The sequence below is a fragment of the Pseudomonas sp. OF001 genome, assembly GCF_904426495.1.
In the GTDB taxonomy this organism is placed as follows: domain Bacteria; phylum Pseudomonadota; class Gammaproteobacteria; order Pseudomonadales; family Pseudomonadaceae; genus Geopseudomonas.
In genome coordinates, this window is sequence record NZ_CAJGBM010000001.1 from 425,128 (window position 1) to 451,473 (window position 26,346).

Annotated in this window: 26 protein-coding genes; 12 read left to right on the plus strand and 14 right to left on the minus strand. The window is 71.5% G+C overall.

The genetic code is table 11. The annotated features are described in order from the left end of the window. Positions 1–47: 47 nt before the first annotated feature. From RA210_RS01960 to RA210_RS01990, 7 genes are all read right to left on the minus strand, one after another. Positions 48–1,376: a DUF58 domain-containing protein gene (locus tag RA210_RS01960; protein WP_201485202.1), complete on the minus strand. Its 1,329-nt coding sequence runs from the start codon at positions 1,374–1,376 to the stop codon at positions 48–50. Continuing rightward, the gene (locus RA210_RS01965; RefSeq protein ID WP_201485203.1) at positions 1,373–2,458 is read right to left on the minus strand and encodes an AAA family ATPase; all 1,086 of its coding nucleotides are present in this window, start codon (positions 2,456–2,458) and stop codon (positions 1,373–1,375) included. The genes RA210_RS01960 and RA210_RS01965 overlap by 4 nt, the downstream gene beginning before the upstream one ends. Continuing rightward, the gene (locus RA210_RS01970; protein WP_201485204.1) at positions 2,455–3,621 is read right to left on the minus strand and encodes a DUF4350 domain-containing protein; all 1,167 of its coding nucleotides are present in this window, start codon (positions 3,619–3,621) and stop codon (positions 2,455–2,457) included. The genes RA210_RS01965 and RA210_RS01970 overlap by 4 nt, the downstream gene beginning before the upstream one ends. Further along, positions 3,618–5,201, minus strand: coding sequence for a DUF4129 domain-containing protein (locus RA210_RS01975; protein WP_201485205.1), 1,584 nt, complete (start codon positions 5,199–5,201; stop codon positions 3,618–3,620). Before RA210_RS01975 ends, RA210_RS01970 begins: the two co-directional genes overlap by 4 nt. Positions 5,202–5,275: 74 nt before the next feature. Continuing rightward, positions 5,276–6,244 (minus strand): stage II sporulation protein M, encoded by a 969-nt coding sequence (locus tag RA210_RS01980; RefSeq protein WP_201485206.1) that lies wholly within the window; start codon positions 6,242–6,244, stop codon positions 5,276–5,278. Further along, positions 6,241–6,948 carry an RDD family protein gene (locus RA210_RS01985; protein ID WP_201485207.1) on the minus strand — a complete coding sequence of 236 codons (708 nt, stop codon included), beginning with the start codon at positions 6,946–6,948 and terminating at the stop codon, positions 6,241–6,243. The genes RA210_RS01980 and RA210_RS01985 overlap by 4 nt, the downstream gene beginning before the upstream one ends. Positions 6,949–7,044: 96 nt before the next feature. After that, a complete protein-coding gene (locus tag RA210_RS01990; RefSeq protein ID WP_136491317.1) occupies positions 7,045–7,812 on the minus strand; it encodes a hypothetical protein in 768 nt (255 codons plus the stop codon). Positions 7,813–8,011: 199 nt separating this feature from the next. On the opposite strand from RA210_RS01990, the gene sbcB reads away from it, so the two are divergent. Further along, a complete protein-coding gene (gene sbcB, locus RA210_RS01995) occupies positions 8,012–9,445 on the plus strand; it encodes an exodeoxyribonuclease I (RefSeq protein ID WP_201485208.1) in 1,434 nt (477 codons plus the stop codon). 84 nt (positions 9,446–9,529) lie between these two features. Here the strand turns inward: sbcB and mvaT are convergent, their stop codons facing one another. After that, positions 9,530–9,916 (minus strand): histone-like nucleoid-structuring protein MvaT, encoded by a 387-nt coding sequence (gene mvaT, locus RA210_RS02000; protein ID WP_136491315.1) that lies wholly within the window; start codon positions 9,914–9,916, stop codon positions 9,530–9,532. 368 nt (positions 9,917–10,284) lie between these two features. Here mvaT and purU point away from each other — a divergent pair, with 368 nt between their 5' ends. The 4 genes from purU to RA210_RS02020 all read left to right on the plus strand — a co-directional run bounded on the left by purU (position 10,285) and on the right by RA210_RS02020 (position 14,909). Next, positions 10,285–11,136: a formyltetrahydrofolate deformylase gene (gene purU, locus RA210_RS02005; protein ID WP_201485209.1), complete on the plus strand. Its 852-nt coding sequence runs from the start codon at positions 10,285–10,287 to the stop codon at positions 11,134–11,136. A 44-nt stretch (positions 11,137–11,180) separates the two neighbouring features. Continuing rightward, entirely contained in the window at positions 11,181–11,603 is a 423-nt protein-coding gene (locus tag RA210_RS02010) for a CBS domain-containing protein (protein WP_201485210.1), read from the plus strand. Between the two features lie 79 nt (positions 11,604–11,682). Beyond that, entirely contained in the window at positions 11,683–13,167 is a 1,485-nt protein-coding gene (locus tag RA210_RS02015; RefSeq protein ID WP_201485211.1) for a helicase HerA-like domain-containing protein, read from the plus strand. Between the two features lie 137 nt (positions 13,168–13,304). After that, positions 13,305–14,909: a mucoidy inhibitor MuiA family protein gene (locus tag RA210_RS02020; protein WP_201485212.1), complete on the plus strand. Its 1,605-nt coding sequence runs from the start codon at positions 13,305–13,307 to the stop codon at positions 14,907–14,909. A gap of 31 nt (positions 14,910–14,940) precedes the next feature. Here the strand turns inward: RA210_RS02020 and RA210_RS02025 are convergent, their stop codons facing one another. The 3 genes from RA210_RS02025 to RA210_RS02035 all read right to left on the minus strand — a co-directional run bounded on the left by RA210_RS02025 (position 14,941) and on the right by RA210_RS02035 (position 17,409). After that, entirely contained in the window at positions 14,941–15,375 is a 435-nt protein-coding gene (locus RA210_RS02025) for a DUF7673 family protein (protein ID WP_136491310.1), read from the minus strand. Between the two features lie 241 nt (positions 15,376–15,616). Continuing rightward, positions 15,617–16,387 carry an alpha/beta fold hydrolase gene (locus RA210_RS02030; RefSeq protein WP_201485213.1) on the minus strand — a complete coding sequence of 257 codons (771 nt, stop codon included), beginning with the start codon at positions 16,385–16,387 and terminating at the stop codon, positions 15,617–15,619. A gap of 2 nt (positions 16,388–16,389) precedes the next feature. Next, a complete protein-coding gene (locus RA210_RS02035) occupies positions 16,390–17,409 on the minus strand; it encodes a M14 family zinc carboxypeptidase (RefSeq protein WP_136491308.1) in 1,020 nt (339 codons plus the stop codon). A gap of 164 nt (positions 17,410–17,573) precedes the next feature. On the opposite strand from RA210_RS02035, the gene RA210_RS02040 reads away from it, so the two are divergent. Together RA210_RS02040 and RA210_RS02045 are read left to right on the plus strand one after the other, a co-directional pair. Then, complete coding sequence (locus RA210_RS02040) at positions 17,574–18,236, plus strand: hypothetical protein (RefSeq protein WP_201485214.1); 663 nt, start codon at positions 17,574–17,576, stop codon at positions 18,234–18,236. Between the two features lie 60 nt (positions 18,237–18,296). After that, entirely contained in the window at positions 18,297–19,049 is a 753-nt protein-coding gene (locus RA210_RS02045) for a Mut7-C RNAse domain-containing protein (protein WP_201485215.1), read from the plus strand. Between the two features lie 13 nt (positions 19,050–19,062). Here the strand turns inward: RA210_RS02045 and RA210_RS02050 are convergent, their stop codons facing one another. The 3 genes from RA210_RS02050 to RA210_RS02060 all read right to left on the minus strand — a co-directional run bounded on the left by RA210_RS02050 (position 19,063) and on the right by RA210_RS02060 (position 20,664). After that, the gene (locus RA210_RS02050; RefSeq protein WP_201485216.1) at positions 19,063–19,521 is read right to left on the minus strand and encodes a hypothetical protein; all 459 of its coding nucleotides are present in this window, start codon (positions 19,519–19,521) and stop codon (positions 19,063–19,065) included. A 95-nt stretch (positions 19,522–19,616) separates the two neighbouring features. Further along, positions 19,617–20,060: a GNAT family N-acetyltransferase gene (locus tag RA210_RS02055; protein ID WP_201485217.1), complete on the minus strand. Its 444-nt coding sequence runs from the start codon at positions 20,058–20,060 to the stop codon at positions 19,617–19,619. 52 nt (positions 20,061–20,112) lie between these two features. Next, positions 20,113–20,664: a histidine phosphatase family protein gene (locus RA210_RS02060; RefSeq protein ID WP_201485218.1), complete on the minus strand. Its 552-nt coding sequence runs from the start codon at positions 20,662–20,664 to the stop codon at positions 20,113–20,115. Positions 20,665–20,872: 208 nt separating this feature from the next. Here RA210_RS02060 and RA210_RS02065 point away from each other — a divergent pair, with 208 nt between their 5' ends. From RA210_RS02065 to RA210_RS02085, 5 genes are all read left to right on the plus strand, one after another. Further along, on the plus strand, positions 20,873–21,871 hold the full coding sequence (locus RA210_RS02065; RefSeq protein WP_136490309.1) for an MBL fold metallo-hydrolase: 999 nt from the start codon (positions 20,873–20,875) through the stop codon (positions 21,869–21,871). Between the two features lie 74 nt (positions 21,872–21,945). Then, positions 21,946–22,917: a hypothetical protein gene (locus tag RA210_RS02070; protein WP_201485219.1), complete on the plus strand. Its 972-nt coding sequence runs from the start codon at positions 21,946–21,948 to the stop codon at positions 22,915–22,917. Between the two features lie 268 nt (positions 22,918–23,185). Continuing rightward, positions 23,186–23,713: a gluconate 2-dehydrogenase subunit 3 family protein gene (locus tag RA210_RS02075; protein WP_201485220.1), complete on the plus strand. Its 528-nt coding sequence runs from the start codon at positions 23,186–23,188 to the stop codon at positions 23,711–23,713. 38 nt (positions 23,714–23,751) lie between these two features. Then, a complete protein-coding gene (locus RA210_RS02080; protein ID WP_201485221.1) occupies positions 23,752–25,332 on the plus strand; it encodes a GMC family oxidoreductase in 1,581 nt (526 codons plus the stop codon). A 22-nt stretch (positions 25,333–25,354) separates the two neighbouring features. Continuing rightward, a complete protein-coding gene (locus RA210_RS02085; protein WP_201485222.1) occupies positions 25,355–26,344 on the plus strand; it encodes a thiamine pyrophosphate-dependent dehydrogenase E1 component subunit alpha in 990 nt (329 codons plus the stop codon). Positions 26,345–26,346 lie beyond the last annotated feature (2 nt).

Consider the following 26,346-nt stretch of genomic DNA (forward strand, 5'->3'; position numbering starts at 1 on the left):
CGGTTACCGGGGCGTGACGGGCGTGGCAGAGCGGGTGGCGGCAGGGCTCAGAAGGCCCCCGCCGCCTTCCACTGCAGGTAGCGGTTGACCAGTTCCGGCCCCAGTTCGCCGGGGCGCAGGTCGAGCACCGGCAGGCCCTGGGCGGCGAGGCGCTCGTGCAGGGCGCTGCGCGCGGCGGCGTAGTCGACGGCGCCGCAGTAGGCGAGCGCCTGCTCGTAGCTGTCCACCGGCTGCTGGCGCTGGCGGTCGAGCACTTCCTCGCGCAGGCTGGCGATCAGCAGGCGGTGGTGGCGGGCGATCTGCGCCGCGGCCAGCGGCAGCTGCTGGTCGTCCTCGTCGCGCAGGTTGCCGAGCAGCACCACCAGGGCGCGGCGCGGCTGGCGGGCGAGCAGTTCGCCGGCGGCGGCCAGGTAGTCGCCGGGCAACTGGCCGGGCTGCAGGTCGTAGACGCCGTTGAGCAGTGCGTTGAGCTGCTGCTGGCCCTTGGCCGGCGGCAGGTAGCGCGGCGTGTCGCCGCCGAAGGCCAGCAGGCCGACGGCATCGCCCTGGCGCAGGGCGACGTGGGCCAGCAGCAGGCAGGCGTTGAGGGCGTGGTCGAAGTGGCTGAGTTCGCCGTCCTGGCTGCGCATGCGCCGGCCGCCGTCGAGCAGGAAGAGGATCTGCTGGTCGCGCTCCTCCTGGTATTCGCGGGCGATCGGCTGGTGCTTGCGCGCGGTGGCTTTCCAGTCGATCTGGCGCAGGCTGTCGCCATCGCGGAACTCGCGCAGCTGGTGGAACTCGCGGCCGCTGCCGCGGCGTGGCTTCTGGCGCACGCCGAGGCGGCCGAGCCAGCTCTCCACCGCCATCAGGCGGGCGCCGTGCAGGCGGGCGAAGTCGGGATAGATGCGCGTGCTGCCGGGCAGTGGCAGATGGCGGCGCGCCTGCCACAGCCCCAGGCGGCTGGGCAGGCCGACCTCGCAGCGCGCGAAGGCGCTGTCGCCGCGCTGGCGCGGGCGGATGCGGTAGCGCAGCTCGCCGCCCTGGCCGGGCGGCAGGGCGAGGCGCTGCGGCAGGCCCTGGAACTCCAGCTCCGCCGGGACGTGGTCGAACAGCTCCAGCCAGGGCGTCGCCGTCGCCGGGGTGACGCGCAGGAGCACCTCGCTCCAGCGGTCCAGCGCCAGGTGGCCGGGCAGCTGGCGCTCGAGCGCCGGCGAGGGCAGGCGGCGCAGCCACAGGGCGTCGAACAGCGCCGCGCCGGCCAGCGCCAGCAGCGCCGCCCACCACAGGCCGTGCAGCCAGGCGGGCAGGGCGAGGCCGAGCGGCGCCGCGGCGCCGAGGGCGATGGCCGCCAGCAGCAGGGCGGCGGCGAGACCGAGCAGGCGGGGCGTGGGCTTCATGAGCGCGGCGCGGCCACCTGGGCGAGCAGTTGGGCGAGCACCCGGTCGACGTCCTGGCCCTCGATCTCCAGCTCCGGCGCCAGGCGCACGCGGTGGCGCAGCACCGCCGGCGCACAGGCCTTGAGGTCGTCCGGGGTGACGAACTCGCCGCCGTGCAGCAGGGCGCGGGCGCGGGCGCAGCGCACCAGGGCGATGGAAGCGCGGGGACCGGCGCCGAAGGCCAGCCCCGGCCAGTCGCGAGTGGCGCGCACCAGGCGCACCGCGTAGTCGAGCACCTGATCGTCGATCGGCAGCTCGGCGCAGATGCGCTGCAGCACCGGCACGTCGCGCTCGCGCAGCAGCGGGCGCAGGGCGGCGACGTCGAGCATGTCGCCGCGCGCCGTGCGGGTCACCAGGCGCACCAGCTCCAGCTCCTCGAGATGCGCCGGATAGTCCATGCGCAGCTTGAGCATGAAGCGGTCCAGCTCGGCCTCGGGCAGCGGGTAGGTGCCTTCCTGCTCGATGGGGTTCTGCGTGGCCAGCACCATGAACGGCCGTGGCACCGGCAGGGCGTTGCCCTCCAGGGTGACCTGGCGCTCCTGCATCACCTCGAGCAGCGCCGCCTGGGTCTTGGCCGGCGCGCGGTTGATCTCGTCGGCGAGCAGCAGGTTGGTGAACACCGGCCCCTGGCGCAGCTTGAACTGCTCGCTGGCCAGGTCGTAGACGGCGTGGCCGGTGACGTCGCTGGGCATCAGGTCGGGGGTGAACTGGATGCGCGCGAAGCGGCCGCCGAAGCAGCGCGCCAGGGCGCGCACCAGCAGGGTCTTGCCCAGGCCGGGGACGCCCTCGATCAGCACGTGGCCGCCGGCGAGCAGGGCGCAGAGCACGTCGTCGATCACCTGCTGCTGGCCGATCAGCGCCAGGCTGAGCTCGGCGCGCACCGCCTGGATCAGCTGCACGGCGCGCTGGTGCTGGTTGACGGCGGGCCTGTCGTCGCCGACCGGCGGTGCGGCCTCGGGCGCGGTATCCGCCGGCGGCGCGTCCCGGTCGTCCGGGGTGGCGGTCGCGGGGGCGAGGGGCTGGGCGTCGGATTCTTCGCTCATAGGGTATTCCTGAGTCGTTGCAGGTGGGCGACCTGGCGGGTGAACTGGGCGGCGTCGATGCGCTGCTCGCCGAGCGGGCGCATGGCCTGGCCGATCTGGCTGGGCGTGAGGCGGGCGAGACGGCCGAGCAGCTGCCACTGTTCGGTGACCGGCAGGCGCTCGAAGCCGGGGTGGCGCTGGCGGGCGCGCTGGCGCACCTCGGCCTGCAGGCGGGCGAGCAGGGCGGCGTGGCCGCTCTGCCGGCAGAGGAAATCGGCGCTGGCCTGCAGGTGCTCGCCGAGCTGGCGGCGCGCCGGTGGCGGGTCGGCCTGCAGCGGGCCGTGGCGCAGGCCGAAGCGCCAGAGCAGCAGGGCGACCAGCAGGGCGAGGGCGGCCAGCGCCTCGGGGAAGTGGCGCAGCAGCAGGGACGGCAGGGATTCGCTGGCGAGGCGCTGGAGCAGCACGACCTGGCTGTCCTGGGTCAGGTACCAGAGCAGCCAGGCGTGGTCGTGCTCGCCGATGTGGCTGTTGCGCCACAGGTTGCCGTCGCTGAGCACGGTGACCAGGCCGTCGCCGTGGCCGAGTTGCAGCAGGTGGGTGGCCCTGGCGCTGTTGGCCCAGGCATGGGCGCGGTTGCCGGCGTCCTCGAGGTGGTAGCGGGTATCGAAGGCGAAGTAGGCCGGCGCCTGTTCGTTCTCCAGGTACAGCTTGGTCAGCTCGGGCCAGGGCTCCTCGGCGGCGGTTTCCGGCGTCTCCGCCAGGCTGGCGCTGGGCAGGCGGTGCACCTGCAGCAGGTCGAGCAGCAGGTCGTCGCTGCGCTGGCGCTGTTCGTTCCAGTTGGCCTGGGCGATCACCAGCAGGTGGCCGCCGGCGGCGGCCCAGTCGAGCAGGCGCTGGTTCTGGGCGGCTGTCAGTTCGCGGCGCGGGCCGAGCAGCACCAGGGTGTGGCCGGCGGGCGGGGTGTCTTCGAGCACCCCGGCCAGGCTGTCGGCGCGGCCGACCTCGACCTGGCGCTGGCGCAGGAAGCGCTCGGCGGCCAGCCAGGGATTGCTGCGCGCCTCCGGCGCCGGGCCGAGCTCGACGCTGCGCCACTGCGGGTCGAGGTTGCCGAGCAGCAGGAAGGCCAGCGCGGCGAGCAGCGACAGGCCGGCGAGAGCGCCCCACAGGCGTTGGCGGGCGGTCATGGGGTCACCTCCGCGCTGCGGGCGCGGCTGTTCAGTTCCAGGGCGCGCCAGGCGGCGCACAGCTCGGGGCCGAGCTCGGCCGGCGGCGGGCGACTGCCGTAGGCGAGCGCCTGCCAGGCCTGCAGCAGGCGGGCGGCGAAGCGCGCCAGCGGCGCATCGTCGAGGCGCTGCAGCAGGACCAGCACCTCCCCCTCGGTGTGTGCCGGGGTCAGCGGCAGGCGGCGCTGGTGCAGCAGGTGGCTGAGCAGGCCGCGATAGAGCAGGCCGAGAGCGGCGCGCGGGTCGTGCGGCCACAGTTGCTCGACGCTGGCCGGCAGGTCGTCCGGCAGGCTGCGCGGATCGACGGCCAGGCCGAACAGCTTGACCGGCGTTTCCGCCACGGGCGTCTCGGCGGCCGGAGCGCGGCGGACGAACAGCGCCAGCCAGTCGCGATAGCGCCAGACCAGCACGGCGATGCCGCCGGCCAGCAGGCTCCACAGCAGCGCCTCGAGGAGTTCGGCGAAGCCGCCGGTCCAGGCCGGCGGCGCGTCGGGCAGGGAGCGGTCCGCCGCGTCGGGCTGGTCGGTATCCGGCCAGCCCCAGTCGAGGCGCTCCTCGTGGCGGCGGAACGGCGGCGCGTCGAGCAGGGCGTGGATCTCGCGCTGCGCCTCGGCGCTGCTCAGCGGCTGGTGGGTGAGGCGCGGCGCCTCGGGCCCTGCGGCGTCCGTCACCGGCAGCGGGCAGGCGGTGCTCTCCAGGACTGCCGCGGCAGTTTCGGGCGGCGCCGTTTCGGCCAGTGCCGTGCGCCCGGGCAGCAGCAGGGCGAGGCCGAGCAGCACCACCAGGCCGGTCTGGCCGAGGCGTTCGAGCAGGCGGCGGAAGGCCAGTTCGAGATCCCAGGCCTCCAGCTCGCTGCGCCGGTTGAGGTAGAGGCTGAAGCCGCAGGCGACGTAGACCGGTTCCCAGACCACCAGCACCAGGGCGTAGCAGGCGTTGCTCAGGTGCTCCAGCCACAGCCATTCCTGCGGCGGGCGCAGCACCGCGCTGGCCAGGGTGAGCGGATCGCGGAGCTGTTCGGGGAGCATCAGGTAGATCAGCACCAGCAGGCCGGCCCACAGCAGCAGCTCGACGTGCATGCCGAGCAGGGTCAGCCAGCGCGCCACGCCGCTGCGCCGGCCGAGGGCGTGCAGGCGCTGGCGGCGCGCGCTGCCGCGCAGGTTCTCCAGCTGGGTCAGCGGCAGGGTGAAGCTGCGGCTCAGGCTGAAGCGCCGCCAGGTCAGGCTGGCCAGCAGCTCGCCGCGCAGCAGTGCGGGCCAGGCGCGCAGCGCCTGGCCGAGGGTCGGCGTGGCGCCGAACAGGGCGCGCGAGAGGATGTGCAGCGGCAGGCGTTCGAAGGCCGGCTTCAGCCACCAGAACAGCAGCAGGGCGATGCTCGGCTGTTCCCGGAACAGCAGGCCGAGCAGCGCCAGCAGCGGCAGGGTGAGCAGCGCCCAGCTGCCCAGCAGCAGGCCGGAGTGGCGCTGCACCAGGTGCACGCCCAGGTCGACGGCTTCCCACGCGCTGCGCGGGCGCAGGGCGGCCTCGGCGGCGCTCAGCGACATGCGCGGCTCCGCGGGAGGCTGGCGAGTGGCTCGGTGATCACAACGACTCCCTGTGTTCGGTTCGATCGATCCAGTCAGCGGCGACGCCCGCCGAGGCCGAAGTAGGCGCCGACCAGCAGCCACAGCGCGATGCCGACGGTGTACTTGACGGTCACCGGAAAGCGGGTGACCGACGACCAGTAGGCCTCGACGAAGGCGGCGATCAGCAGCAGGCCGATCACCCCGGCGAGCAGGCCGACGCAGCCGCGCGCGGCACTGCGCAGGGCGGCGCGGCGGCTGCGCGGTCCGGGCATCAGCAGGGCGCCGCCCAGCTGCAGGCCGGCGGCGCCGGCGAAGGTTATGGCAGTCAGCTCGAAAGCGCCATGGCCGACGACGAAGCCGAGGAAGGTTTCGTCGTAGCCGATGCGGATCAGGTGGCCGGCGATGGCGCCGATGTTGAGGCCGTTGTAGAGCAGGAAGAACAGCGAGCCGATGCCAAGCAGCAGGCCGCTGGCGAAGGTTTGGAAGGCGATGCCGATGTTGTTCATGATGTAGTAGCCGAACATCAGCCAGTCGTCGCCGCTGCCGCGCCCGGTCCAGGGGCCGAGGCGGCTGGAGTCGGGGTCGTACATCAGCTCCATCTTCGCCACCTGCTGCGGCGACAGCAGGCTGTAGATCAGTTCGGGGAACAGGTAGACCAGCAGGCCCATGCCCAGCAGGCTGCCGTAGAACAGCAGGCTGGCGAGCAGGATGCTGCGCCAGGCGGCGCGGACCTGGCGCGGGAAGCCGCCGAGCAGGAAGCCGAGCAGGCGCGGACCGAGGCCGCGAGGGGGGCGGTACAGCTGCTGGTGGGCGCGCAGGACCAGCTGCTGCAGGTATTCGACCAGGTTGGGACTGTAGGCGCGGCTCTGCGCCAGGGCCAGCTGCTGGCACAGGCGCCGATAGTCGGCGGCGAAGGCACCGGCCAGCGACTCGAGTGACTTGCCTTGCTCCAGCAGCCTGAGCTGGCCCTCGAGGGCCTGCCACTGGCTCCGGTGAAGGGCCTCGAACTGCGCCTGTCTCATGGTTCGCCCCGCAGGCCGGCGGCGATGCGCTGCAGGCGCAGCGGGGCCTCGTCCGGCGACACGCCGAGCACCGGGGCGAGCAGGCCGGCCAGCTCCTCGCGGCGCGCCGGCGACAGCTGGCGCCGGCGCTCGTCGAAGGCGAGCAGGGCGCGCTGCTCCTCGGCACGCAGGGGGAAGGGCGCCGGCAGCGGCGCCACCGGCTCGCCCGGCAGCGGCGCCGGCGGGCGCTGGCGGTGGATCACCAGGGTGCCGGCGGCAAGGTCGCCGAGGCGCTGGAAGCGTGGACTGGCCAGGCTGGCGAGCAGGCCGCAGCAGTAGCCCAGCGGCAGCATGTCGACGAAGCGCAGCAGGTTGCGCAGCAGCGCGGCGCCCCAACCGACCGGGGTGCCGTCCTCGTGCACCACGCGCAGGCCGAGCAGCTGCTTGCCGGGCGAGCGCCCCTGGTTGAGCACTTCGAACAGCACCATGTACCACCAGTTGAGCAGGAACAGCAGGATCAGGCCGAGGCCGACGCCCAGTTCGCCGAGGCGGCCGAGCAGACTGATGACCAGCAGCGACAGGGCGGCGCGCAGGGCCAGGTCGACGCCGAAGGCGCGGGCGCGCACCAGCGGGCCGGCGGGCGACAGCAGCAGGTCGACCCCCTCCGGGGTTTCCACCCGCAGGCGGGTGTCCAGCAGCGGGCTGGCGGATATGGCTGGGGGCATGGCGGCGGGCTGCTCGGGGCTGGGATTGGCGATGCTAGCGAGGCGCGGCGGCGCGAGGCAACCGCCTGCGTCCGGGTGCCGCGGGCGGGGGCGCGTTCAGTCGGCGGTCGGCAGCACGCCGAAGATCTCCCGGTACAGTACGCCGAGCGCCGCCACCGACAGCGGCAGGCTCCAGATCAGGCCGATGCCCAGCGGCAGGGCGCTGACCAGCAGGATCGCGCCGAGCAGCAGGAGCAGGCCGAACACCTTGAACCAGTGCTGGCTGATGGCCTGGCGCGAGGCTTCCATGGCCTGCCAGGGGCTCAGGCCGCGCTCGACCACCAGGGCCATGGCCAGCAGGTAGGCGACGCCCAGATAGATGCCGGGAAGGATCAGCAACAGGGTGCCGAGGTAGACCAGGACAGTGACCAGCATGCCGGTGATGGCCAGCGCCAGGGTATGACCGAAGTAGCCGAACACCAGGCCGACGCCGACCGGCTGCTGCGCCGCCCGGCGGATGCCGATCATCAGGATGCCGGCGAAGAACGGATAGGTGAGCACGCCGATCAGCAGGCTGAGCAGCAGCTGTCCCGCCACCCCGGCGAGCAGGCTGTCGTGGCCGATCAGCCCGGCGCCGGCGAGGATGAACGCCAGCACGAAGGCGGCGGCGAACAGCACCGCGTAGAAGGCCAGGAAGCCGGCGATGATCGGCCACTTGATGCCGCGGGTGTTGCCCCAGGCCTCGCCGAGCAGGCCGCCGATGGAGAAGTCGTAGCCGCGGGCGAGGGCCTCCTCGATGCTGGGGGCCGGCTGCGCAGGGTCGGGCCTGTGCAGCAGGTCGCTGCGCGGCGGGGCGAACGGATTGGCGGCGGGGATGCTGTTCATGCCAGGGTCCTTGCGAGGCGTGATGGGAACGCCGGGATGCTAGTCGGCCGTCCCGGCCCCGGCAAGGCGGCTGGCGCGCAGGTGCGCAGCTTTGCGAGCCAGGTCGGCTTTCCCGGTGTGGCGCCGCCGCGTCGCAACGGTCCCGACCGCCGGACGATTCGCGCTAGACTGCGCGCCCCTGCCAATTGGAGCCGATCCCGTGACCGCGAGCATCTTCTGGTACGACTACGAAACCACCGGCATCGACCCGCGCCGCGACCGGCCGCTGCAGGTGGCGGGGATCCGTACCGACGAGGCGCTCAACGAGATCGGCGAGCCGCTCAACCTGTATTGCCGGCCGAGCGACGATATCCTGCCGCACCCGATGTCCTGCCTGATCACCGGCATCGCCCCCGGCCACCTGGAGCGCCACGGCCTCGGCGAGGCCGAGTTCATGACCCGCCTGCACGCCGAGCTGGCGCGCCCCGGCACCTGCACCGCCGGCTACAACAGCCTGCGCTTCGACGACGAGGTCACCCGCTACAGCCTGTACCGCAACTTCTTCGATCCCTACGCCCGCGAGTGGCAGGGCGGCAACAGCCGCTGGGACCTGATCGACCTGCTGCGCAGCGCCTACGCCCTGCGCCCGCAGGGCATCGAGTGGCCGCAGGAGGACGGGCGAGTGACCCTGAAGCTGGAGCGGCTGACCGCAGCCAACGGCATCGACCACGGCCAGGCCCACGACGCCCTGGCCGACGTGCGCGCCACCATCGCCCTGGCGCGGCTGCTGTGCGAACGCCAGCCGCGCCTGTACGACTGGTGTTATCAGTTGCGCAGCAAGCAGCGGGTGATGGAACAGATCCGCCTTCTGCAACCGCTGGTGCACATATCCGGGCGCTTTTCCGCCGAGCGCCATTTCCTCTCCGTGGTATTGCCGCTGGCCTGGCATCCACGCAATCGCAATGCACTGATCGTCTGCGATCTGCAGGCCGATATCGCCCCGCTGCTGGAGTTGCCGGCGGAAGTTCTCGCCACGCGCCTGTATACCCGCCGCGAAGAACTGGGCGATGGCGAACTGCCGGTACCGCTGAAACTGGTACAGATCAATCGTTGCCCGGTGCTGGCGCCGCTCAAGGTGTTGCGCGAGGAGGACTGCCAGCGCCTGGCGCTGGATATGTCGGCCTGTCTGGATCGGGGGCGCGTGCTGGAACAGCGGCAGGCGGCATGGCGGGAAAAGTTGCCGGCGATCTATGCGGAAAACGGTTTTGCCGCCAGCGAGGATCCGGAGCAGCGCCTGTATGACGGCTTTATTGGCGACCGCGACCGCGGCCTGTGTATCCAGGTGCGCGAAAGTGACCCGGCGCGACTCGCCGAACGCCATGGGCTGTTTGCCGACGAGCGTCTCGAGGAGTTGCTGTTCCGTTATCGCGCGCGCAACTTTCCGCAGACATTGAGCGTGCCCGAACAGCAGTGCTGGCAGGAGTTCTGTCGCCGGCGGCTGAGCGACAGTCGCGCCGGGGCGCCCAATACCCTGGCCGAGTTCGAACAGGCCGTGACGGAACTGCTGCCGGCCTGCGATCCGCGCCAGCAGGCCCTGCTCGCGGCCTGGCAGGCCCATGCGCAGGGCTTGCGCCAGCGCTACGCAGTGGCCTGAGCGGCAGCGGGCGGACGATTTCGCGGCAATAAAAAACGCCAGCTCGGCTGGCGTTTTTTATTGCCCTGCAGGAAATGCCGGCAATCAGTCGAGGATGGTCGCCCAACTTTCCACGGTATCGTTGCCCCAGGTGGCTTTCCACTCCTTCAGGGTCTTGTGGTTGCCGCCCTTGGTCTCGATGGTTTCACCGGTGTTCGGGTTCTTGTACTGCTTGACCTTGCGGGTGCGCTTGGCCGGGGCTTCAACTTTGGCGGCACGGGCCGGGCGGCCGGCCTTGGCAACTTTGCCTTCGGCGTCGAGCAGGGCGAGGATGTCCGGTAGCGACTTGCCATATTCGGCCATCAGTTCGCGCAGCTTGGCTTCGAAGTCCAGTTCCTTCTGCAGCTTGTCGTCCAGCTTGAGGGCTTGCAGGCGCTCCTGCAGTTGCTTGATGGCAGCTTCGGTCGTGCGATATTCGTTGATCAGGGACATTGTCTTTTTCCTTGGGAAACGGGTCTGCAGGAACTACGGCGGTGAATGGATAATAGGCACAGCTCAATGCCAAGTAAATAGCGCGGAGCGCCTCGCGGAATATTTGGTAAAAATAACGGGCGAAGTTGTCGCGGGCGGGCGGAGATATTGGCGAGGCATGTAGAGGGGGGCGCCGAGGGCATGGCTTAGTGCCGGGAAAGACAAGTGCGGAAACTCTTGCAAGTTCTCGCATGTATCTGCCGGGGCCGCCCGGTGCTGCCGGGCGGCCTTGTCTGCGGCCAACGGGCGCAAGGCGTGACCGCGGCGCGGCTGTAGTTTTCCGTGCGGCTGGATAGAATGCCCCCTTTCGATGTTTGCGGAGTTACCCCATGCGTACTTTCCGGTTGGTCATCGCCTGCCCCGACCGCGTCGGCATCGTGGCCAAGGTCAGCAACCTGCTGGCTACCTACAACGGCTGGATCACCGAGGCGAGCCATCATTCGGACCTGGACAACGGCTGGTTCTTCATGCGCCACGAGATCCGCGCCGACTCGCTGCCGTTCGATCTCGAGGGGTTCCGCCATGCCTTCGCGCCGATCGCCCGCGAGTTCGGCATGCGCTGGCAGGTCTACGACTCGGCGGTGAAGAAGCGCGTGGTGCTGATGGCCAGCCGTGAATCGCACTGCCTGGCCGACCTGCTGCACCGCTGGCACAGCGGCGAGCTGGACTGCGAGATCCCCTGCGTGATCTCCAACCACGACGACCTGCGCAGCATGGTCGAGTGGCACGGCATTCCCTACTTCCACGTGCCGGTCGATCCGAAGGACAAGGCGCCGGCCTTCGCGGAGGTCAGCCGGCTGATCGCCGAGCACCAGGCCGACTGCGTGGTGCTGGCGCGCTACATGCAGATCCTGCCGCCGACCCTGTGCCAGGACTACGCCGGGCGGGTGATCAACATCCACCACAGCTTCCTGCCCTCGTTCGCCGGCGCCAAGCCCTACCATCAGGCGGCCAAGCGCGGCGTCAAGCTGATCGGCGCCACCTGCCACTACGTCACCGAGGAACTGGACGCCGGCCCGATCATCGAGCAGGACGTGGCGCGGGTCACCCACCGCCAGCAGGCCGAGGACATGGTGCGCATCGGCAAGGACGTGGAGCGGCGGGTACTGGCCCGCGGGCTACGCTATCACCTGGAGGACCGGGTGCTGGTGCACGACAACAAGACCGTGGTGTTCGACTGACAGGCCACCGCCGCGACCCTTCAAGGAACCAGAGGAGAAACACCATGCTCAAGTCGATCAAGGTGCGCGACTACATGACCCGCCACCCGGTGACCTTCCGCCCGGACATGGACCTGTTCACCGCCATCAACCGCCTGCTCGAACACGGACTGGCCGGAGCGCCGGTGCTGGACGCCGAGGGCCAGCTGGTCGGCATCCTGTCCGAGGCCGACTGCCTGCGCGCGATCCTGGCCGGCGCCTACTTCGACGATGCCCACGGTGCCGTCGGCAGCTTCATGACGGTGGTGCCGGATACCATCGACGCCGATGCCGACATCATCAAGGCCGCCGAAGGCTTCCTGCTCGACCAGCGCCAGCGCCTGCCGGTGCTCGAGGAGGGCCGCCTGGTCGGCATGCTCAGCCGCCACGACGTGCTGCGCGCGGTCAAGGAGTTCGCCCAGCACGAGAAGGGCAAGTCGAACGACTGAACGACGACCGGCAGGCGCGGCCGGTCGCCCGCGGGTGATGGCAGGTCGCGACCGCCATCACCCGCGGGGGAAATGGACCATGCCTGAACATCGTCAACTGCTGCTCGGCGCCGATCCGGCCGGGCAGCCCGTCGGCCAGGCGCTGCGCCTGGCCAACCGCCACGGCCTGATCGCCGGCGCCACCGGCACCGGCAAGACCGTCACCCTGCAGCACCTGGTCGAGCAGTTCAGCGACGCCGGCGTCGCGGTGTTCGCCGCCGACATCAAGGGCGACCTGTGCGGCCTCGGTGCCGCCGGCGCGCCGCAGGGCAAGATCGCCGAACGCATCGCCGCCATGCCCTGGCTGGGCCACCGGCCGCAGGCCTATCCGGTGACCCTGTGGGACGTGGCCGGGCAGGGCGGCCACCCGCTGCGCACCACCCTGAGCGAGATGGGCCCGCTGCTGCTCGGCGCGCTGCTGGAGCTCACTGACAGCCAGCAGGCCGCGCTCTACGCCGCCTTCCGGGTGGCCGACCGCGAGGGCCTGCTGCTGCTCGATCTCAAGGACCTCAAGGCGCTGCTCAACCACCTGCAGGGCAACCCGGAACTGCTCGGCGAGGACCGCGCGCTGTTCACCGGGCCGTCCGCCCAGGCCCTGCTGCGCAAGCTGGCGACCCTCGAGCAGCAGGGCGCCGAGGCGCTGTTCGGCGAGCCGGCACTGCAGCTGGAGGACCTGCTGCAGCCGGCGGCCGACGGCCGCGGGCGCATCCACCTGCTCGACGCCAGCCGCCTGGTGCACGAGGCGCCCAAGGTCTACGCCACCTTCCTGCTCTGGCTGCTGGCCGAGCTGTTCGAGCAGCTGCCCGAGCGCGGCGACGCCGACCAGCCCCTGCTGGCGCTGTTCTTCGACGAGGCGCACCTGCTGTTCGCCGGCACGCCGAAGGCGCTGCAGGAGCGCCTGGAGCAGGTGGTGCGGCTGATCCGCTCCAAGGGCGTCGGCGTCTACTTCGTCACCCAGTCGCCGGGTGACCTGCCGGACGACATCCTCGCCCAGCTCGGCCTGCGCGTGCAGCACGGCCTGCGCGCCTTCACCGCCAGGGAGCAGAAGGCGCTGCGCGCGGTGGCCGACGGCTTCCGCCCCAATCCGGCTTTCGACAGCCTGGCCGTGCTCACCGAACTGGGCATCGGCGAGGCGCTGGTCGGCACCCTGGAGGACAAGGGCACCCCGGCCATGGTGCAGCGGGTGGCCATCGCCCCGCCGCAGTCGCGCATCGGCCCGCTCGGCGAGAGCGAGCGCGCCGCGCTGCTGCGTGCCTCGCCGCTGGCCGGGCGCTATGACCGGCCGGTGGACCGCGAGTCGGCCTACGAGCTGCTCAGCGCCCGCGCCGCCCAGTCGGAGGCGCCCGCGCCGGCCGGCAGAGGCCAGGCCGCGGCGCAGGACAGGTCGCTGGGCGACATGGCCGGCGAGCTGCTCGGCAGCGCGGTCGGCCAGGCGATGAAGAGCGCGGTGCGCCAGGCCGCCAACCAGATCGGCCGCGAGCTGGTGCGCGGGCTGATGGGCTCGCTGCTCGGCAAGCGGCGCTGAGCACGGCTGCGATCTGGCGCATGGACAGCCCGGCGCCGTCTGGCATAGCCTCCGGCGGCCGGGCAGGCGCGTGGGCGGGGTGAGTCCACCCGTGCTGCGTGCTGCCTGCCATCGTCCGCCAGGGGAGGAGCCCCGCCATGCGCCTGCAAGCTGCCGTAGTCCTGCTGTTTCCCGCCTGCCTCAGCACCGGCGTGCTGGCCGAGGGCGCGCCGCCGATCACGGCGGTGGTGCTGCATCCGGGCAGTGCCACCGTGGTGCGGACCGCGCAGGTCACCCCCGGGATGACCGAGGTGGTGTTCGCCGGCCTGCCGGCCCAGTTCGACCTGCAGACCCTGCGCGCCGAGGCCGGCCCCCACGTGCGGGTGGGCCAGGTGGTCACCCGCGACGCCGCGCGCGGCGACGCCTTCAATCCGGCGGAGGCCGATCTGGAGGGGCGCATCCTCGCCCTGCAGGACCGGCAGGCCGCAGTCGATGCCGAGATCGCCGCGGCCGAGCTGGTCGGGCGCTACCTGGAGCGCTTCGGTGCGGGCGGCTCCGGCGAAGGCGAGCCATCCGCCCTGCCCGACGATCCCAAGATTCTCGCCGGACTGGTGCAGACCCTCGGGCAGAGCGCGCGCGAATCGCTGGCCGCCATCCAGCGCCTGAACGTGGAGAAGCGCGAGTTCGGCAAGCAGATCGAGGTGCTGCAGCGCGAGCTGGAGGGCCTGCGCAGCGGGGCGCGCGACATGCGCAGCGTCACCGTGCAGCTCAGCGCGCAGCGCCCCGGCGAGCTGCGCCTCAGCTATCAGGTGGCGAATGCCGGCTGGCAGCCGGCCTACCGGGCGAGCCTGGACAGCGCGGCCTCGCGCCTGGAGCTGGAGCGCCTGGCCAGCGTGGCGCAGCGGACCGGCGAGGACTGGCAGGGCGTGCGCCTGACGCTGTCCACCACCCAGCCGCGGCTGTCGCCCGCCGCCCCCGAGCCGCAGCCCTGGCTGCTCACCTGGCAGCCGCCGGTGCCGGCGCAGTTGTCCAGGATGGAGTCGCGGGCCATGCCGGCCCCCGCCGCGCCGCTGGCCGGCGTCGCCGCGCGCGAGGCGCTCGCTGACGAGGAGGGGTTCCAGCCGCCGAGCTTCGTCAGCCACGGTGCCTTCGCCAGCGAATTCGAGGTGCCGACGCCGGTCAGCCTGCCGGCCGACGGTCGTGCGCTGGCGGTCAGCCTGGGCACTTCGAGCCTGGTCGCCCGCCATTACCTGCGCGTCGCGCCGCGCGTGGAGCCGGCGGCTGTGGTGGTGGCCGAGGCCGAGCGTCCCGCGGGCGTCTGGCTGCCCGGCGATGTCCAGCTGTTCCGCGATGGCAGCTACGTGGGCCACGCCCACTGGAATCCGGCCGGCAACGAGCGCTTCGTGTTCTCCTTCGGCCGCGACGACCAGCTGCGCGTGGCCGTCGACCAGGTCGAGGGACAGGCGGGCAGCACCGGGGTGTTCGACAAGCGTCGCGAGCGGCGGGTCGCCGAGGTGTTCACCCTCACCAACACCCACAAGAGCCCGGTGGACGTGCTGCTGCTCGAATCCTCGCCGGTCAGCGGCTCCGAGGAAGTGCGCGTGCGCACGGCCTTCGACCCCGCGCCCACGCAGCAGGGCTGGCAGCAGCGCCGCGGCGTGGTCGCCTGGGAGCGCAAGCTGGCCGCCGGCGAGAGCGCCCGTTTCGGTGTCGACTACCGCATCGAATATCCGCTGGACGGCTACGTCGGCGGGCTGGAATAGGGGGCGTCGCGGGGACGCCTCCGTTCGGCGTTCAGCCCTGCGGCTCGGCGATCTTCAGGCGCTGCCAGATCTGTTCGCCGTCCTGGATGGCGAGGTGGATCGGCGACAGGGAGAACTGGTGCAGTTGCAGCACCGCCATGCAGTCCTGCCACTGCTCGATTTCCAGGCGCTGCAGCTTCGACAGGTTGAAGGGATGCTCCTGGCCCTTCCACAGGGCGAGCAGGAAGTCTCGGCAGATTTCGCTCTGCCCGTCGCCGGTGCCGTGCAGGGCCGCTTGCAGCAGCCTGACCAGGGCCTCCTGGGCCTGGGGAACCTGTGCGCTTTGCTGGTTATTCCAGCGCTCGTGATGCGCCATGCGTGCCGCAATGACACGCTCGATCTCGGCTTCCTCGCGGGCGCGGCGGGCGCGCTCTATATCGTTGGCCGGGCGCTTGATCGGGAGGGGAATTATCCTTTCGTCGCTCATGTGAACCTCCCTTCCCCGGCCGATGGTGGTGCGAATATCGCCTGTCGCCTCGGCCTTCGGGGAACAACTCAGACAAGTTTGCTGAGAATCGCTTTCAAGTCAAGTTGACGACTGAAAATTGACGTTCAACGAACAGCTGGCTTGAGCGAGGCGATTTTATCAAGGCCGAAACCGCGATGTCCCCATGTGGATGGTGGAATTGACAGATTTCGTGATCTGGTGACGCTATATGGGCGGCGGTTTAATGTCGAATTTCCGGCATGGGCATGCCGTGCGCGTCAAGCCATTCGGCGATTCGCGTGACCACCCAGGGGCCGTCGTCCAGCGGCAGGTCGTGGCCGGCGGCGGCATGCCGGGCGTGCGGCAGCTGCCAGCGGGCCGCCAGCTGCGCCGAACAGCGCGGATCGACCAGCGCGTCGCGCTCGCCGCTGAGCAGCAGCAGCGGTGGCTCCGGGCGCTGCGCCGGCAGCCGGAAGCGCGCTGCCGCCGCCAGCTGGCGCAGGGCGTTGCCGGGAGCGACCGGGTGGCGGCGGCGCAGCGCCACCCAGTCGTCCAGCACCCTCGGGTCGGCGCGTGCACTGGTCAGGCGCAGGATGGCCGCCTCCCTGTCGCGGGCATCGCCGCCGGCCAGCACGCCGAGCAGTCGCGGGTAGCCGGCCGGACGCAGGCGCCGGTAGAAGGGGCTGAGTCCGGCGAAGCTGGCGTTGATCAGCACCGCGCCGGCCACCTCGGCGGGATGGGCGGCGGCCCAGGCCAGCGCTACCATCGCCCCCAGCGACATGGCCAGCAGGTGCAGGGGGCCGTCGACGCCCTCGGCGGCCAGGCGGGCGCGACAGTCGTCGACCATCGCCGCGACCTGCAGCGGGCTGCGCTCCCGGTGCCGCACGCCGTTGCCGGGCAGGTCGAGGGCGAGGATGCGCGCCTGCGGCAGGCGTGCCGCCAGCAGGGCGGGGAACTCGCCCCAGTGGCCGCTCTCGCGGGTCAGGCCGCGCAGCAGGATCCAGGTGGCCATGGCTAGCACCACGGATACCAGCGGCGCAGGGCCTGCTGGCGATGCTGTTCGCGCGCCTCGCCGACCGGGCACCAGCCCTGGTGGCCGCAGGCGGCGCGACCGACGAAGTCCAGCCATTCCACCTGGCGGCGCAGCACGCGCGCCTCGCGGTGGTCGAGCAGCGGGTTGAACAGGCCTTGCAGCGACAGCAGCTGGCGCGGGTTCTTCTTCACCCACAGCCAGGAGCCCATCTCCAGGGTCAGCGGCAGGTGCACGCGCCCGGGATCGCTCAGGGCGCGCTGGTAGAGGTGGTCCCACAGGTCGCCGTGGGCGAGGTACTGGCAGCTCTGCGGCTCGAACAGGTAGGTGTGGTGGCGGTGGGTCTGGTCGAGGATCTCGCTCAGCGCGTGCATCTCCGCCAGGTGCGGGATGGGCGCGCGGGTGCTGGCGTAGGGAAACCAGATGCGGTCGCAGAGGCCGAAGCCGGAGTGGCAGTCCACGGCGATGCTGAAGCGGTGGCTGAGCAGCTCCTCCTCGACCAGGCGGCACAGCGCCTGGCTTTCCGCCTGCATCGGCGCATCGTGCGGGCCGCGGTACCAGGGCAGGCGCGCGCTCAGGCGCTGGCCGCCGACCAGGAAGGGCACGCGCTGCTGCGCCTCGACCGGCGCGTTGCGCATCAGGTCGACGCCCTGCGGATTGGCGCGGGTGCCGCGCCACAGGCCGCCGGGATTGACCACCGGCATGAACACCATGCGCATGCGCTCGAGTTGCTGCTGCAGCAGCGGATCCCAGCGTAGGCGCGCCGCCAGGCTGCGCAGGAAGGCCAGCACCACGCTGGCGCCGATGCGCTCGAGGCCGTGCACGCCGCCGAAGTAGCCGACCGCCGGTGCCCCGGGGGCGGGATTGCCCAGGCTGATCGCGTACACCGGCAGGCTGCGCGCCTCGACCTCGACCCGGCACAGCTCCCGCACCTGCAGCGGGTTGCCGAGCTTGTCGATCAGGCGTTCGAGTTCGACCAGTTCGCTGGGCTCGCTGGCAGGCATGCGACCTCCGGGGCACAGGGCGGGACATCTCTTGCTCAGTTTAGGCGCCGGCTGCCGGAGTCTCGGGCGATCGGTGCGTGCGGCGTCCTTGCAGGCCCCTGCGGCGGCGACTTTACTTGCCTAGGTACCGTTCCTCGAAGAGTCCCGCTGGCGAGGTGCCTGTCATGCCACGTTCCCTGCCGTCGTCCGTTCGTCCCCGCGCCATCGCCGTCAGCGCGCCTGCCCAGCGCCGGCCGCACCTCCTGCTGGGCGCGGCGTTGCTGGCCGCCCTGGCGGGAGCCGCGCAGGTCCGTGCCGAAGCATTGCCCGAGGCCGCGGCGCCGCAGGCCCACGCCAGCTTTCTCGCCATGTCGGCGGTGAGCCCCGAGTATCAGCGGGCCCGGCTGTCCACGGCCCTGCAGTTCGCCACGGCGCCGGAGGAGCCCGGGGCCAGCGCCACCTTCGGCTGGCTGGAGGCGACCGGCGAGGTCCTGCTGATGAGCCATGGCCCCTATCCCTCCGCCGTCGCCCGGGCGCGCAGCGAGCGGGAGGTGGAAAGCGCGATGCCGATCCGCGCGCTCGGCGAGCTGCCGCGCTACCTGATGATCTGCAGCTGGAAGGCGGCCGACGGCGAGGCCCAGCCGGTGACGCTGGCCTTTGCCGAGCGCGACGACGCCAATGGCCGCCAGTCCAACACCCGCGACTACGCGAGCCTCAGCGTGCCCTGGGTGCCGACCGCCGCGCGGCGGGCGCAGCAGGTCTTCGCCGGCCACGACTGGTGCGGCGAGATCGCCCGCAGCGGGCAGTCGTCGGCGCAGCTCTGGCAGGCCGACACGGCCCGGCGCTAGGGGCCGACCCGGCGGTTTCTTTCCGGCCCGCCGCTGCGCGCTGCCTGCCACTCCGTCGCCATGGTCAGCGCCACCTTCCGCTTCTACGAGGAACTCAACGACTTCCTGCCGGCCGAGCGCCGGCGGCAGGCGTTCAGCTGCGAATGCGCGCGCGCGGCCACCGTCAAGCACATGATCGAGGCGCTCGGCGTGCCGCACACCGAGGTCGAGCTGGTGCTGGTCAACGGCGAGTCGGTGGACTTCGCCCGGCAGCTCGCCGACGGCGACCGGGTGGCGGTCTACCCGCGTTTCGAGAGCCTGGACATCACGCCGCTGCTGCGCGTGCGTGCCCGGCCGCTGCGCGTGCTGCGCTTCATCGCCGACGCCCACCTCGGCGGCCTGGCCCGCCTGCTGCGCATGAGCGGCTTCGACACCCTGTACGACAACGACTTCGAGGACGGCCAGATCGCCGCGCTGGCCGCCGCGCAGCAGCGCATCGTGCTGACCCGCGACCGCGAGCTGCTCAAGCGCCGCATCGTCAGCCACGGCTGCTACGTGCACGCGCTCAAGCCGGCGCTGCAGCTGCGCGAACTGTTCGAGCGCCTCGACCTGGCGCGCAGCGCGCGGCCGTTCACCCTGTGCGTGCACTGCAACCTGCCGCTGCACGAGCTCGACACCGAGCTGGCCCGTGCGCGCGTGCCGCCGCGCGCCGCCTGGCTGTACTCGCGCTTTCTCGGCTGCGACGCCTGCCAGCGCATCTACTGGGAGGGTTCGCACTGGCGCAACATGTGCGCGCTGCTCGGGCCGTTGCTGGGGCGCGCCGGGGACGGCTGAAGGTGGCTGCCGGCTATTCGATCTCGCCGCAGAACAGGTCCCAGCTGCCATCGGCGGGGCTGTTGCGCACCAGCAGGCTGTAGCCGCCGCTGCGCAGCTGCGCCAGCGGCACCTCCACCCGCTTCGACAGCCGCCAGCCGGCCTGGGCGCGGCCGAGGCGGTCGGCGAGCACGATCTGGTTCATCTCCCAGGCCGGCTCGGGGCCGAGGCGGTCGCAGCGGCCGGGGTAGATGAAGGTGTACAGGTGCACCGGCCGGCTGGTGCCGTCCGGGACGCCGCCGATGATGAAGGAGATGCCGGTGCGCTCGCCCTCGGCCACCAGGGTGGCCTGGGCGATCTTGCCGGCATTGTGGTGGGTCGCCGCCAGCGGCACGGTGAGGAGCTCGCGCTCCTGCGCGGTGCCGGACCACGGCGCGCAACCCGGGCCGGCCAGCATCGCGCCGGCCAGCAGCAGCCAGTACCTGATGGACATCGCTCGTCTCCTCCGCCTGATGGGCGGCGTGGTCGCCCCGCGAATTGCCGGGCTGCCGGCCACGCCAGCCTGTGCAGCGTAGTCGACGGCGCGCGCTACAGCGCCCGGCGCAGCGGCCGCATCGGCGAACGGGCGAAGCCATGGCGGGCGTAGAAGCGCTGCGCCGCCACGTTGTGGTCGTCGGTGAGCAGGGTGATGCGCCGGCAGCCGCTGGCCCGCGCATGGGCGATGGCGTGTTCCAGCAGTGCCGAGCCGATCCCCGCGCCGCGCGCGCCGGCGTCGACCACCATGTCCTCGAGCAGCGCCACCCGCGCGCCGAGCGCGGTGGACACCGTGTACAGCAGGTTGACCATGGCGACGACGCGGCCGTCCTCGACCGCGACCAAGAGGGCGCCGAGCCCGGGATCGGCGAGGATCGCCGCCAGGCCGCGCTGCTGGGCGGCGCGGTCGGGGCGGAACTCGGCTTCCTGGGCGAACAGCTGGGCGAGCAGGTCGCACAGGGCCGGGAGATCGGCGGGGGTGGCGGGGCGGATGGTCATGGGCGTGGCTCCGGAGGGGGGAGCGCAAGTCCCAGCAGGAAGCGCGCCAATCCTAGTCCGGCGCCCGGTAGACGCTGCACTGCCAGTAGCCGCTGGCCGGCTGGCGCGGTCCCTGCCAGCCGAGGGCGCGCAGTTCGCGGGCGATCAGCTGGCCCATCAGGCCATGGCCGACCAGCAGGACCGAGCCGTGCCGGCGGGCCAGTTCGACCAGCCGTTGCGCCGCCTGGCGGGCGCGCTGCGCGGTGACGGGAGCGGGCCGGGCGGGGACGGGAAAGCGGGCCAGGCGGAACATCGCCGCCCAGGCCAGCGGCGGCAGCCGGGGGGCCAGCCAGGCCGGCCAGGGTGGCTCGGCCTCGCGGAACAGCGCCTCGCCGAGCACCGCCCGCCCCGGCGCCAGGCGCTGCGCCGACTCCGTGCAGCGGCGCAGGTCGCTGCAGGCCAGCACGCCGACGGCAGCCGCCTGCGCCCGGATCGCCGCCGGCACCGCGCCCGGCGCCAGGCCGGCCGCGTCGTAGAGGCGCAGCCATTCCTGCAGCGCCATCGGCCTGAACCAGGAGTCGAGGCGCAGCTCCGGCTGGCCGTGGCGGGCGAGGATGATCTGCATGGCGCCTTCCGTGCGGCGGTTTCCTCCAGCCACTATAGCCGGCGTGCTCGCCGTTCGGCCGGCGAGCCGAGGGCGGCCCCGGGAGGAGGCCCGACCGGCTCCGGCCGCTGCTGGACAAATCGCCGGCGGCTGCGCATAACGCTGGTGCGGCTGTGGCAGTCGCGCGGCGCCACGAGGGCGCCGCTTCCCCCTGAATGGAGATTCGTGAATGGCAACTTCCCCCACCTTCGCCCGCTCGGCACTGCTGGCCATGGCGCTGGGCTGCTCCGCCATGCTCGCCGGCCTGCCGCTGGCGGCCAGCGCCGAGCCGGTGGCCCAGCAGCGCACCCAGGTGCCGGGCTTCTTCCGCATGGCGCTGGGCGAGTTCGAGGTGACCGCGCTGTACGACGGCTATGTCGACCTCGATCCCAAGCTGCTCAAGGGCGCCAGCGCCGAGGATATCCAGCGCCTGCTGGCGCGGATGTTCGTCGAGGCGGACAAGGGCGTGCAGACCGCGGTCAACGCCTATCTGGTCAACACCGGCAGCCAGCTGCTGCTGGTGGATGCCGGCGCGGCGCAGTGCTTCGGGCCGACGCTCGGCGCGATCCAGGCCAACATCGCGGCGGCGGGCTACCAGGCGGCGCAGGTCGACCACGTGCTGCTCACCCACCTGCATCCGGACCATGCCTGCGGCCTGCTCGACGGCGCGGGCGGCATGGCCTTCCCCAACGCCAGCGTGCACGTGCCCAAGGCCGAGGCGGACTACTGGCTGAGCGCCGAGCTGGCGGCCAAGGCGCCGGAGGACCGCCAGGGCATGTTCAGGATGGCCCAGGCGGCCCTGGCGCCCTACGTCGCCGCCGGCCGCCTGCAGCCCCACGGTGAGGAAGGTCCGGGCATCGCCGGGGTGAGCGCCGCGCCCAGCCCCGGCCACACCCCGGGGCACAGCGGCTACCTGTTCGGCTCCGGCACCCGCCGCCTGCTGGTGTGGGGCGACATCGTGCACAGCCACGCGGTGCAGTTCGCCCGCCCGGACGTGGCCATCGAGTTCGATGTCGACAGCACCCGAGCCGTCGCCACCCGGCAGCGCGTGCTCGCCGATGCGGCGCTCGACCGGCTGTGGGTGGCCGGAGCGCACCTGCCGTTCCCCGGCATCGGCCACGTGCGCACCGAAGGCGAGGGCTACGCCTGGGTGCCGGTGGAGTACGGCCCGCTGCGCAGCGACCGCTGATTTCGGCCGCCGGCAAGGCGCCCGGCGGGCGCCCTTGCTAGCCTTGTCCGAGGCGGTGTGCGCGGAGATCGAGGATGGCCGGACGACTTTCCCTGCTGGCCCTGACGCTGGCCCTGCTGGGCGGCTGCGTCCAGCACGTTTCCCCCGAGCATCCCGAGGCGCTGCTGCCGGATCGCTCGGCGCAGATCGAGCCCGGGCTGACGCGGCGCTCCCAGGTGCACGAGCGGCTGGGGCCGCCGCTGCTGGCCAGCGACTACTGGGGCTTCGAGCTGTTCCGCGCCGACACCGAGCAGTCCGCCACGATGTTGGTGATCGCCCCCTGGCCGGTGCCCTTCGCCCATATCAAGGATCGCCTGCTGCGCTACAGCCTGGTGGCTTATGACGACGAGGCGCGCGTCGTCGCGGTGGACAGCGGGCTGGTCCGGCGGCCGACTGACTGGCGCAGCATGTCGCCCATCGAGACCGACTTTCTGGCGCTGCACCTGCGCAGCGGCGACCTGTTGTTCTTCGTCGTTCCGGACGGCGAGCGGCGCGAGAACCTGCTGGCCGCCCCCGCGCTGCGCGACGCCTGGCTCGAACGCGCGCACGGCGCGGCCGACTGCACCCTGGTGCTTGGTTGCGGCGCCCAGGGCTGCCCCGACCGGCTGGCGCTCGACGGCCAGCCCGCGCAACCCCTGCCGCTGCGCCTGAGCGATGCCTACTGGTATCGCGAGGGCGAGCAGCAGGCCTGGCTGCGCGGCATGCTGCCGGCGGCGGGCGAGGCCGCGCCGTCCTGGCTGGATACCCTGGTGGCGCTGCGGCTCCCGCCGGGTGAGCACAGGCTGCAGTTTTCCGCCAGCCATCTGGATGGCCGGCAGTTCCATGGCCTGAGCTGCCGGGCGGGAGAGGTGAGCTATCTGCAGATCGACGCCACCGCCGACCAGGGATTCTGGCGCCAGGAACTGGTCGACTGGCGGTTCGAGTCCAGCCGGACGATGCCGGCTGCCTTCCGCCGGCGGCCGCTGGTGCTGATGGGCGACGGGCATTGGTTCGTCGAGGATCGGTGATCCACCTGTAAAACCCTTACAGACGTTTTACAGGTGTAAGGCCGGGCATTTACAGCCGGCCTGTCCGGTGGGCAGCCGTTCAAACCCACTGTTCCGCTGAGAAAATCAGTAAAAACAACAGCTTATGCGTATCTCTCGGGCTTGGCACGCAAGCTGCTCTGCTCCGTTCGGGGAGTCGCAACAGGCTCTCCCGACAACAGAACAATGAACGCCGGCCCTGTCTGACCCCCACCCTGCGGGCGCGCCGGCAACAGTCTGGAGCGCTGCCATGCACGACTCTTCCGCCCCGGGTGCCGGCCTCAGCCGCCGGCGCTTCATGTCCCTGTCCGCCCAGTCGCTGGCGCTGCTCGGCGCCACCGCGGTCAGCAGCCAGCTGATCCCGGTCACCCTGCTCGCCGACGAGGCGCGGCCCGTTGCGCTGCCCGAGCTGCCCGCCGGCCTGCTGCAGATGGGCCGCGACATCTTTCCCCACGACCGCCTCGCCGATCAGCACTACGCCAAGCCGCTGGCTGCGCTGCTGGACAAGCAGGGCGTGCTGGTCCGCCAGGGGCTGCAGACGCTGCAGGCCAGCGCCCGCGAACGCCACGGCAAGGCCTTCGAGGCGCTCGCCGAGAACGACCGCGTCGCCCTGCTGCGCGCCATCGAGACCGAACCGTTCTTCCGCGAGGTGCGCAGCGCGCTGATGTTCGGCATCTACGACAACAAGGCGCTGTTCCCGCTGTTCGGCTACGAGGGCTCCTCGGTGGAGAAGGGCGGCTACGTCAACCGCGGCTTCAACGACATCGACTGGCTCTGAGCCTGCTCACCACAACTCCAACAACGAGGGCTGACTCCATGGCAGCGAAATTCTCCCAAGACGACGGCGACGTCGTCGTCATCATCGGTTCGGGCGCCGGCGGCGGCACCCTGGCCAACGCCCTGGCCAAGCAAGGCATCCGCGTCGTGGTACTGGAAGCCGGCAAGCGCTTCGAGATGTCCGACATCGAGAACGACGAGTGGGCGATGTTCAACAAGATCTCCTGGCTGGACAAGCGCATAGCCACCGGCAACTGGGACGTGGCACGCAATCACCCGAACCTGCCGGCCTGGATCGTCAAGGCGGTCGGCGGCAGCTCGGTGCACTGGGCCGGCGTGGCCCTGCGCTTTCGCGACTTCGAGTTCCGCATGCGCAGCGAGAACGGCGACATCCAGGGCGCCAACCTGCTCGACTGGCCGCTCGACTATGCAGAAATGGAGCCCTGGTACGTCAAGGCCGAGCAGCACATGGGGGTGACCGGGCCGAGCACCGGCATGCTGTACCACCAATGGCACAACTCGTTCAAGGTGCTGGCCACCGGCGCCCAGCGCATCGGCTACAAGGAAGTCCAGTCCGGGCCGATGGCGATCAACACCCAAGCCTACGACGGTCGCCCTGGCTGCATGCAGATCGGCTTCTGCATGCAGGGCTGCCGTATCGGCGCCAAGTGGTCGACCCTGTATACCGACATCCCGCGCGCCGAGGCCACCGGCAACTGCGAGGTGCGCCCGCAGTCCATGGCGCTGCGCATCGAGCACGACGCCCGCGGCCGGGTGAATGCGGTGGTCTACGCCGACGCCGAGGGCCGCCAGCAGCGGCAGAAGGCGCGGGTGGTGTGCGTGGCCGGCAACTCCATCGAGTCGCCGCGGCTGTTGCTCAACTCCGAGTCGTCGACCTTCAAGGACGGCCTGGCCAACTCCTCCGGCCAGGTCGGGCGCAACTACATGTGCCACACCACCGCCGGCATCTACGCTGTGCTGCCCAAGCCGGTGCACATGTACCGCGGCACCACCTGCGCCGGGATCATCTCCGACGAGTCCTACAACAAGCCCGAGCGCGGCTTCGTCGGCGGCTACCGGCTGGAAATCCTCTCCCTCGGCCTGCCGTTCATGTCGGCCTTCCTCGACCCGACCCCGCAGGGCTGGGGCCGCACCTACGCCTCGCGCATGGAGCGCTACGACCACATGTCCGGCGTGTGGCTGTGCGGCGAGGACCTGCCGGTGGAGAGCAACCGCATCACCCTGCACGCCAGCGAGAAGGACCAGTACGGCCTGCCGGTGCCGGTGGTGCACAAGGACGACCACCCGTTCGACAACGCCATGCGCGACCACGGCGTCGAGCAGACCCGCAAGTGCTACGAGGCGGTCGGCGCCACCGAGGTGATCCGCCTGCCGTCCTACCCGGCCAGCCACAACATGGGCACCAACCGGATGAGCGCCAAGGCCGCCGATGGCGTGGTCAACAAGTGGGGACAGAGCCACGACATCCCCAACCTGTTCGTCTCCGACGGCAGCCAGTTCACCACCAGCGGCGGACAGAACCCGACCCTGACCATAGTCGCCCTGGCCCTGCGCCAGGCCGACCACATCGGCAAGCTGTTCAGCCAGCGCGCCCTCTGAATCCCGAAACGGAGCCGATCACATGACCGCACCGAGCAACGCGCAGCGACTGTGGATGTTCGAGCAGATGCTCGTCAGCCGCTATCTGGAAGAGTCCATCGAGCGTATCTACATGGAAGGCAAGACCCCGGTCTTCAACATGGCCAAGGGGCCGATCCCCGGCGAGATGCACCTGTCCAACGGCCAGGAGCCCTGCGCCGTCGGCGTCTGCGCGCACCTGAATGCCGAGGACGTGGTCACCGCCACCCACCGCCCGCACCACATCGCCGTGGCCAAGGGCGTCCACCTCAACGAAATGGTCGCCGAGATCTTCGGCAAGAAGACCGGCCTGTCCGGTGGGCGCGGCGGGCACATGCACCTGTTCGACCCACGGGTGAACTTCTGCTGCTCGGGGATCATCGCCCAGGGCATGGGCCCGGCGGTGGGCGCGGCGCTGTCGCGCCAGCTGCAGGGCAAGCCGGGTGTCGCGGTGGCCTACATCGGCGAGGGTGCCGCCAACCAGGGCGCCTTCCACGAGACGCTGAACCTGGCCGCGCTGTGGAAGCTGCCGGTGGTGTTCGTCATCGAGGACAACGCCTGGGGAATCTCGGTGGCCAAGCAGGCCTCCACCCCGATCGAGCGCAACTACGTGCGCGCCGCCGCCTACGGCATGCCGGGGGTGTTCGTCCCCGGCAACGACGCCGACGCCATCTTCGCCGCCGCCGGCGAGGCCATCGCCCGCGCACGCGCCGGGCAGGGGCCCACCCTGATCGAGATCGAGACCTCGCGCCTGGCCGGCCACTTCATGGGCGACGGCGAGCAGTACCGCCCGGCCGGCGAGAAGGAGGCGCTGCTGGCCCGCGACCCGATCCCGGCCTACCGCCAGCGCCTGCTCGATGCCGGCGTGCTGGACGAGGCGGCCGCCGAGGAGATCGCCGCGCGCGCCCGCGGCCGGGTCGACGAGGCGGTGCTGTTCGCCCGCGAGAGCGCCTACCCGGCGCCGGAAGAGGCCATGGACTGCATGTTCGTCTGATT

Excerpts from the sequence above, each read along its gene's own strand:
- RA210_RS01960 (WP_201485202.1), bottom strand. The coding sequence starts at position 1,376 with ATGAAGCCCACGCCCCGCCTGCTCGGTCTCGCCGCCGCCCTGCTGCTG.
- RA210_RS01965 (WP_201485203.1), bottom strand. The coding sequence starts at position 2,458 with ATGAGCGAAGAATCCGACGCCCAGCCCCTCGCCCCCGCGACCGCCACC.
- RA210_RS01970 (WP_201485204.1), bottom strand. The coding sequence starts at position 3,621 with ATGACCGCCCGCCAACGCCTGTGGGGCGCTCTCGCCGGCCTGTCGCTG.
- RA210_RS01975 (WP_201485205.1), bottom strand. The coding sequence starts at position 5,201 with ATGTCGCTGAGCGCCGCCGAGGCCGCCCTGCGCCCGCGCAGCGCGTGG.
- RA210_RS01980 (WP_201485206.1), bottom strand. The coding sequence starts at position 6,244 with ATGAGACAGGCGCAGTTCGAGGCCCTTCACCGGAGCCAGTGGCAGGCC.
- RA210_RS01985 (WP_201485207.1), bottom strand. The coding sequence starts at position 6,948 with ATGCCCCCAGCCATATCCGCCAGCCCGCTGCTGGACACCCGCCTGCGG.
- RA210_RS01990 (WP_136491317.1), bottom strand. The coding sequence starts at position 7,812 with ATGAACAGCATCCCCGCCGCCAATCCGTTCGCCCCGCCGCGCAGCGAC.
- mvaT (WP_136491315.1), bottom strand. The coding sequence starts at position 9,916 with ATGTCCCTGATCAACGAATATCGCACGACCGAAGCTGCCATCAAGCAA.
- purU (WP_201485209.1), top strand. The coding sequence starts at position 10,285 with ATGCGTACTTTCCGGTTGGTCATCGCCTGCCCCGACCGCGTCGGCATC.
- RA210_RS02010 (WP_201485210.1), top strand. The coding sequence starts at position 11,181 with ATGCTCAAGTCGATCAAGGTGCGCGACTACATGACCCGCCACCCGGTG.
- RA210_RS02015 (WP_201485211.1), top strand. The coding sequence starts at position 11,683 with ATGCCTGAACATCGTCAACTGCTGCTCGGCGCCGATCCGGCCGGGCAG.
- RA210_RS02020 (WP_201485212.1), top strand. The coding sequence starts at position 13,305 with ATGCGCCTGCAAGCTGCCGTAGTCCTGCTGTTTCCCGCCTGCCTCAGC.
- RA210_RS02025 (WP_136491310.1), bottom strand. The coding sequence starts at position 15,375 with ATGAGCGACGAAAGGATAATTCCCCTCCCGATCAAGCGCCCGGCCAAC.
- RA210_RS02030 (WP_201485213.1), bottom strand. The coding sequence starts at position 16,387 with ATGGCCACCTGGATCCTGCTGCGCGGCCTGACCCGCGAGAGCGGCCAC.
- RA210_RS02035 (WP_136491308.1), bottom strand. The coding sequence starts at position 17,409 with ATGCCTGCCAGCGAGCCCAGCGAACTGGTCGAACTCGAACGCCTGATC.
- RA210_RS02040 (WP_201485214.1), top strand. The coding sequence starts at position 17,574 with ATGCCACGTTCCCTGCCGTCGTCCGTTCGTCCCCGCGCCATCGCCGTC.
- RA210_RS02045 (WP_201485215.1), top strand. The coding sequence starts at position 18,297 with ATGGTCAGCGCCACCTTCCGCTTCTACGAGGAACTCAACGACTTCCTG.
- RA210_RS02050 (WP_201485216.1), bottom strand. The coding sequence starts at position 19,521 with ATGTCCATCAGGTACTGGCTGCTGCTGGCCGGCGCGATGCTGGCCGGC.
- RA210_RS02055 (WP_201485217.1), bottom strand. The coding sequence starts at position 20,060 with ATGACCATCCGCCCCGCCACCCCCGCCGATCTCCCGGCCCTGTGCGAC.
- RA210_RS02060 (WP_201485218.1), bottom strand. The coding sequence starts at position 20,664 with ATGCAGATCATCCTCGCCCGCCACGGCCAGCCGGAGCTGCGCCTCGAC.
- RA210_RS02065 (WP_136490309.1), top strand. The coding sequence starts at position 20,873 with ATGGCAACTTCCCCCACCTTCGCCCGCTCGGCACTGCTGGCCATGGCG.
- RA210_RS02070 (WP_201485219.1), top strand. The coding sequence starts at position 21,946 with ATGGCCGGACGACTTTCCCTGCTGGCCCTGACGCTGGCCCTGCTGGGC.
- RA210_RS02075 (WP_201485220.1), top strand. The coding sequence starts at position 23,186 with ATGCACGACTCTTCCGCCCCGGGTGCCGGCCTCAGCCGCCGGCGCTTC.
- RA210_RS02080 (WP_201485221.1), top strand. The coding sequence starts at position 23,752 with ATGGCAGCGAAATTCTCCCAAGACGACGGCGACGTCGTCGTCATCATC.
- RA210_RS02085 (WP_201485222.1), top strand. The coding sequence starts at position 25,355 with ATGACCGCACCGAGCAACGCGCAGCGACTGTGGATGTTCGAGCAGATG.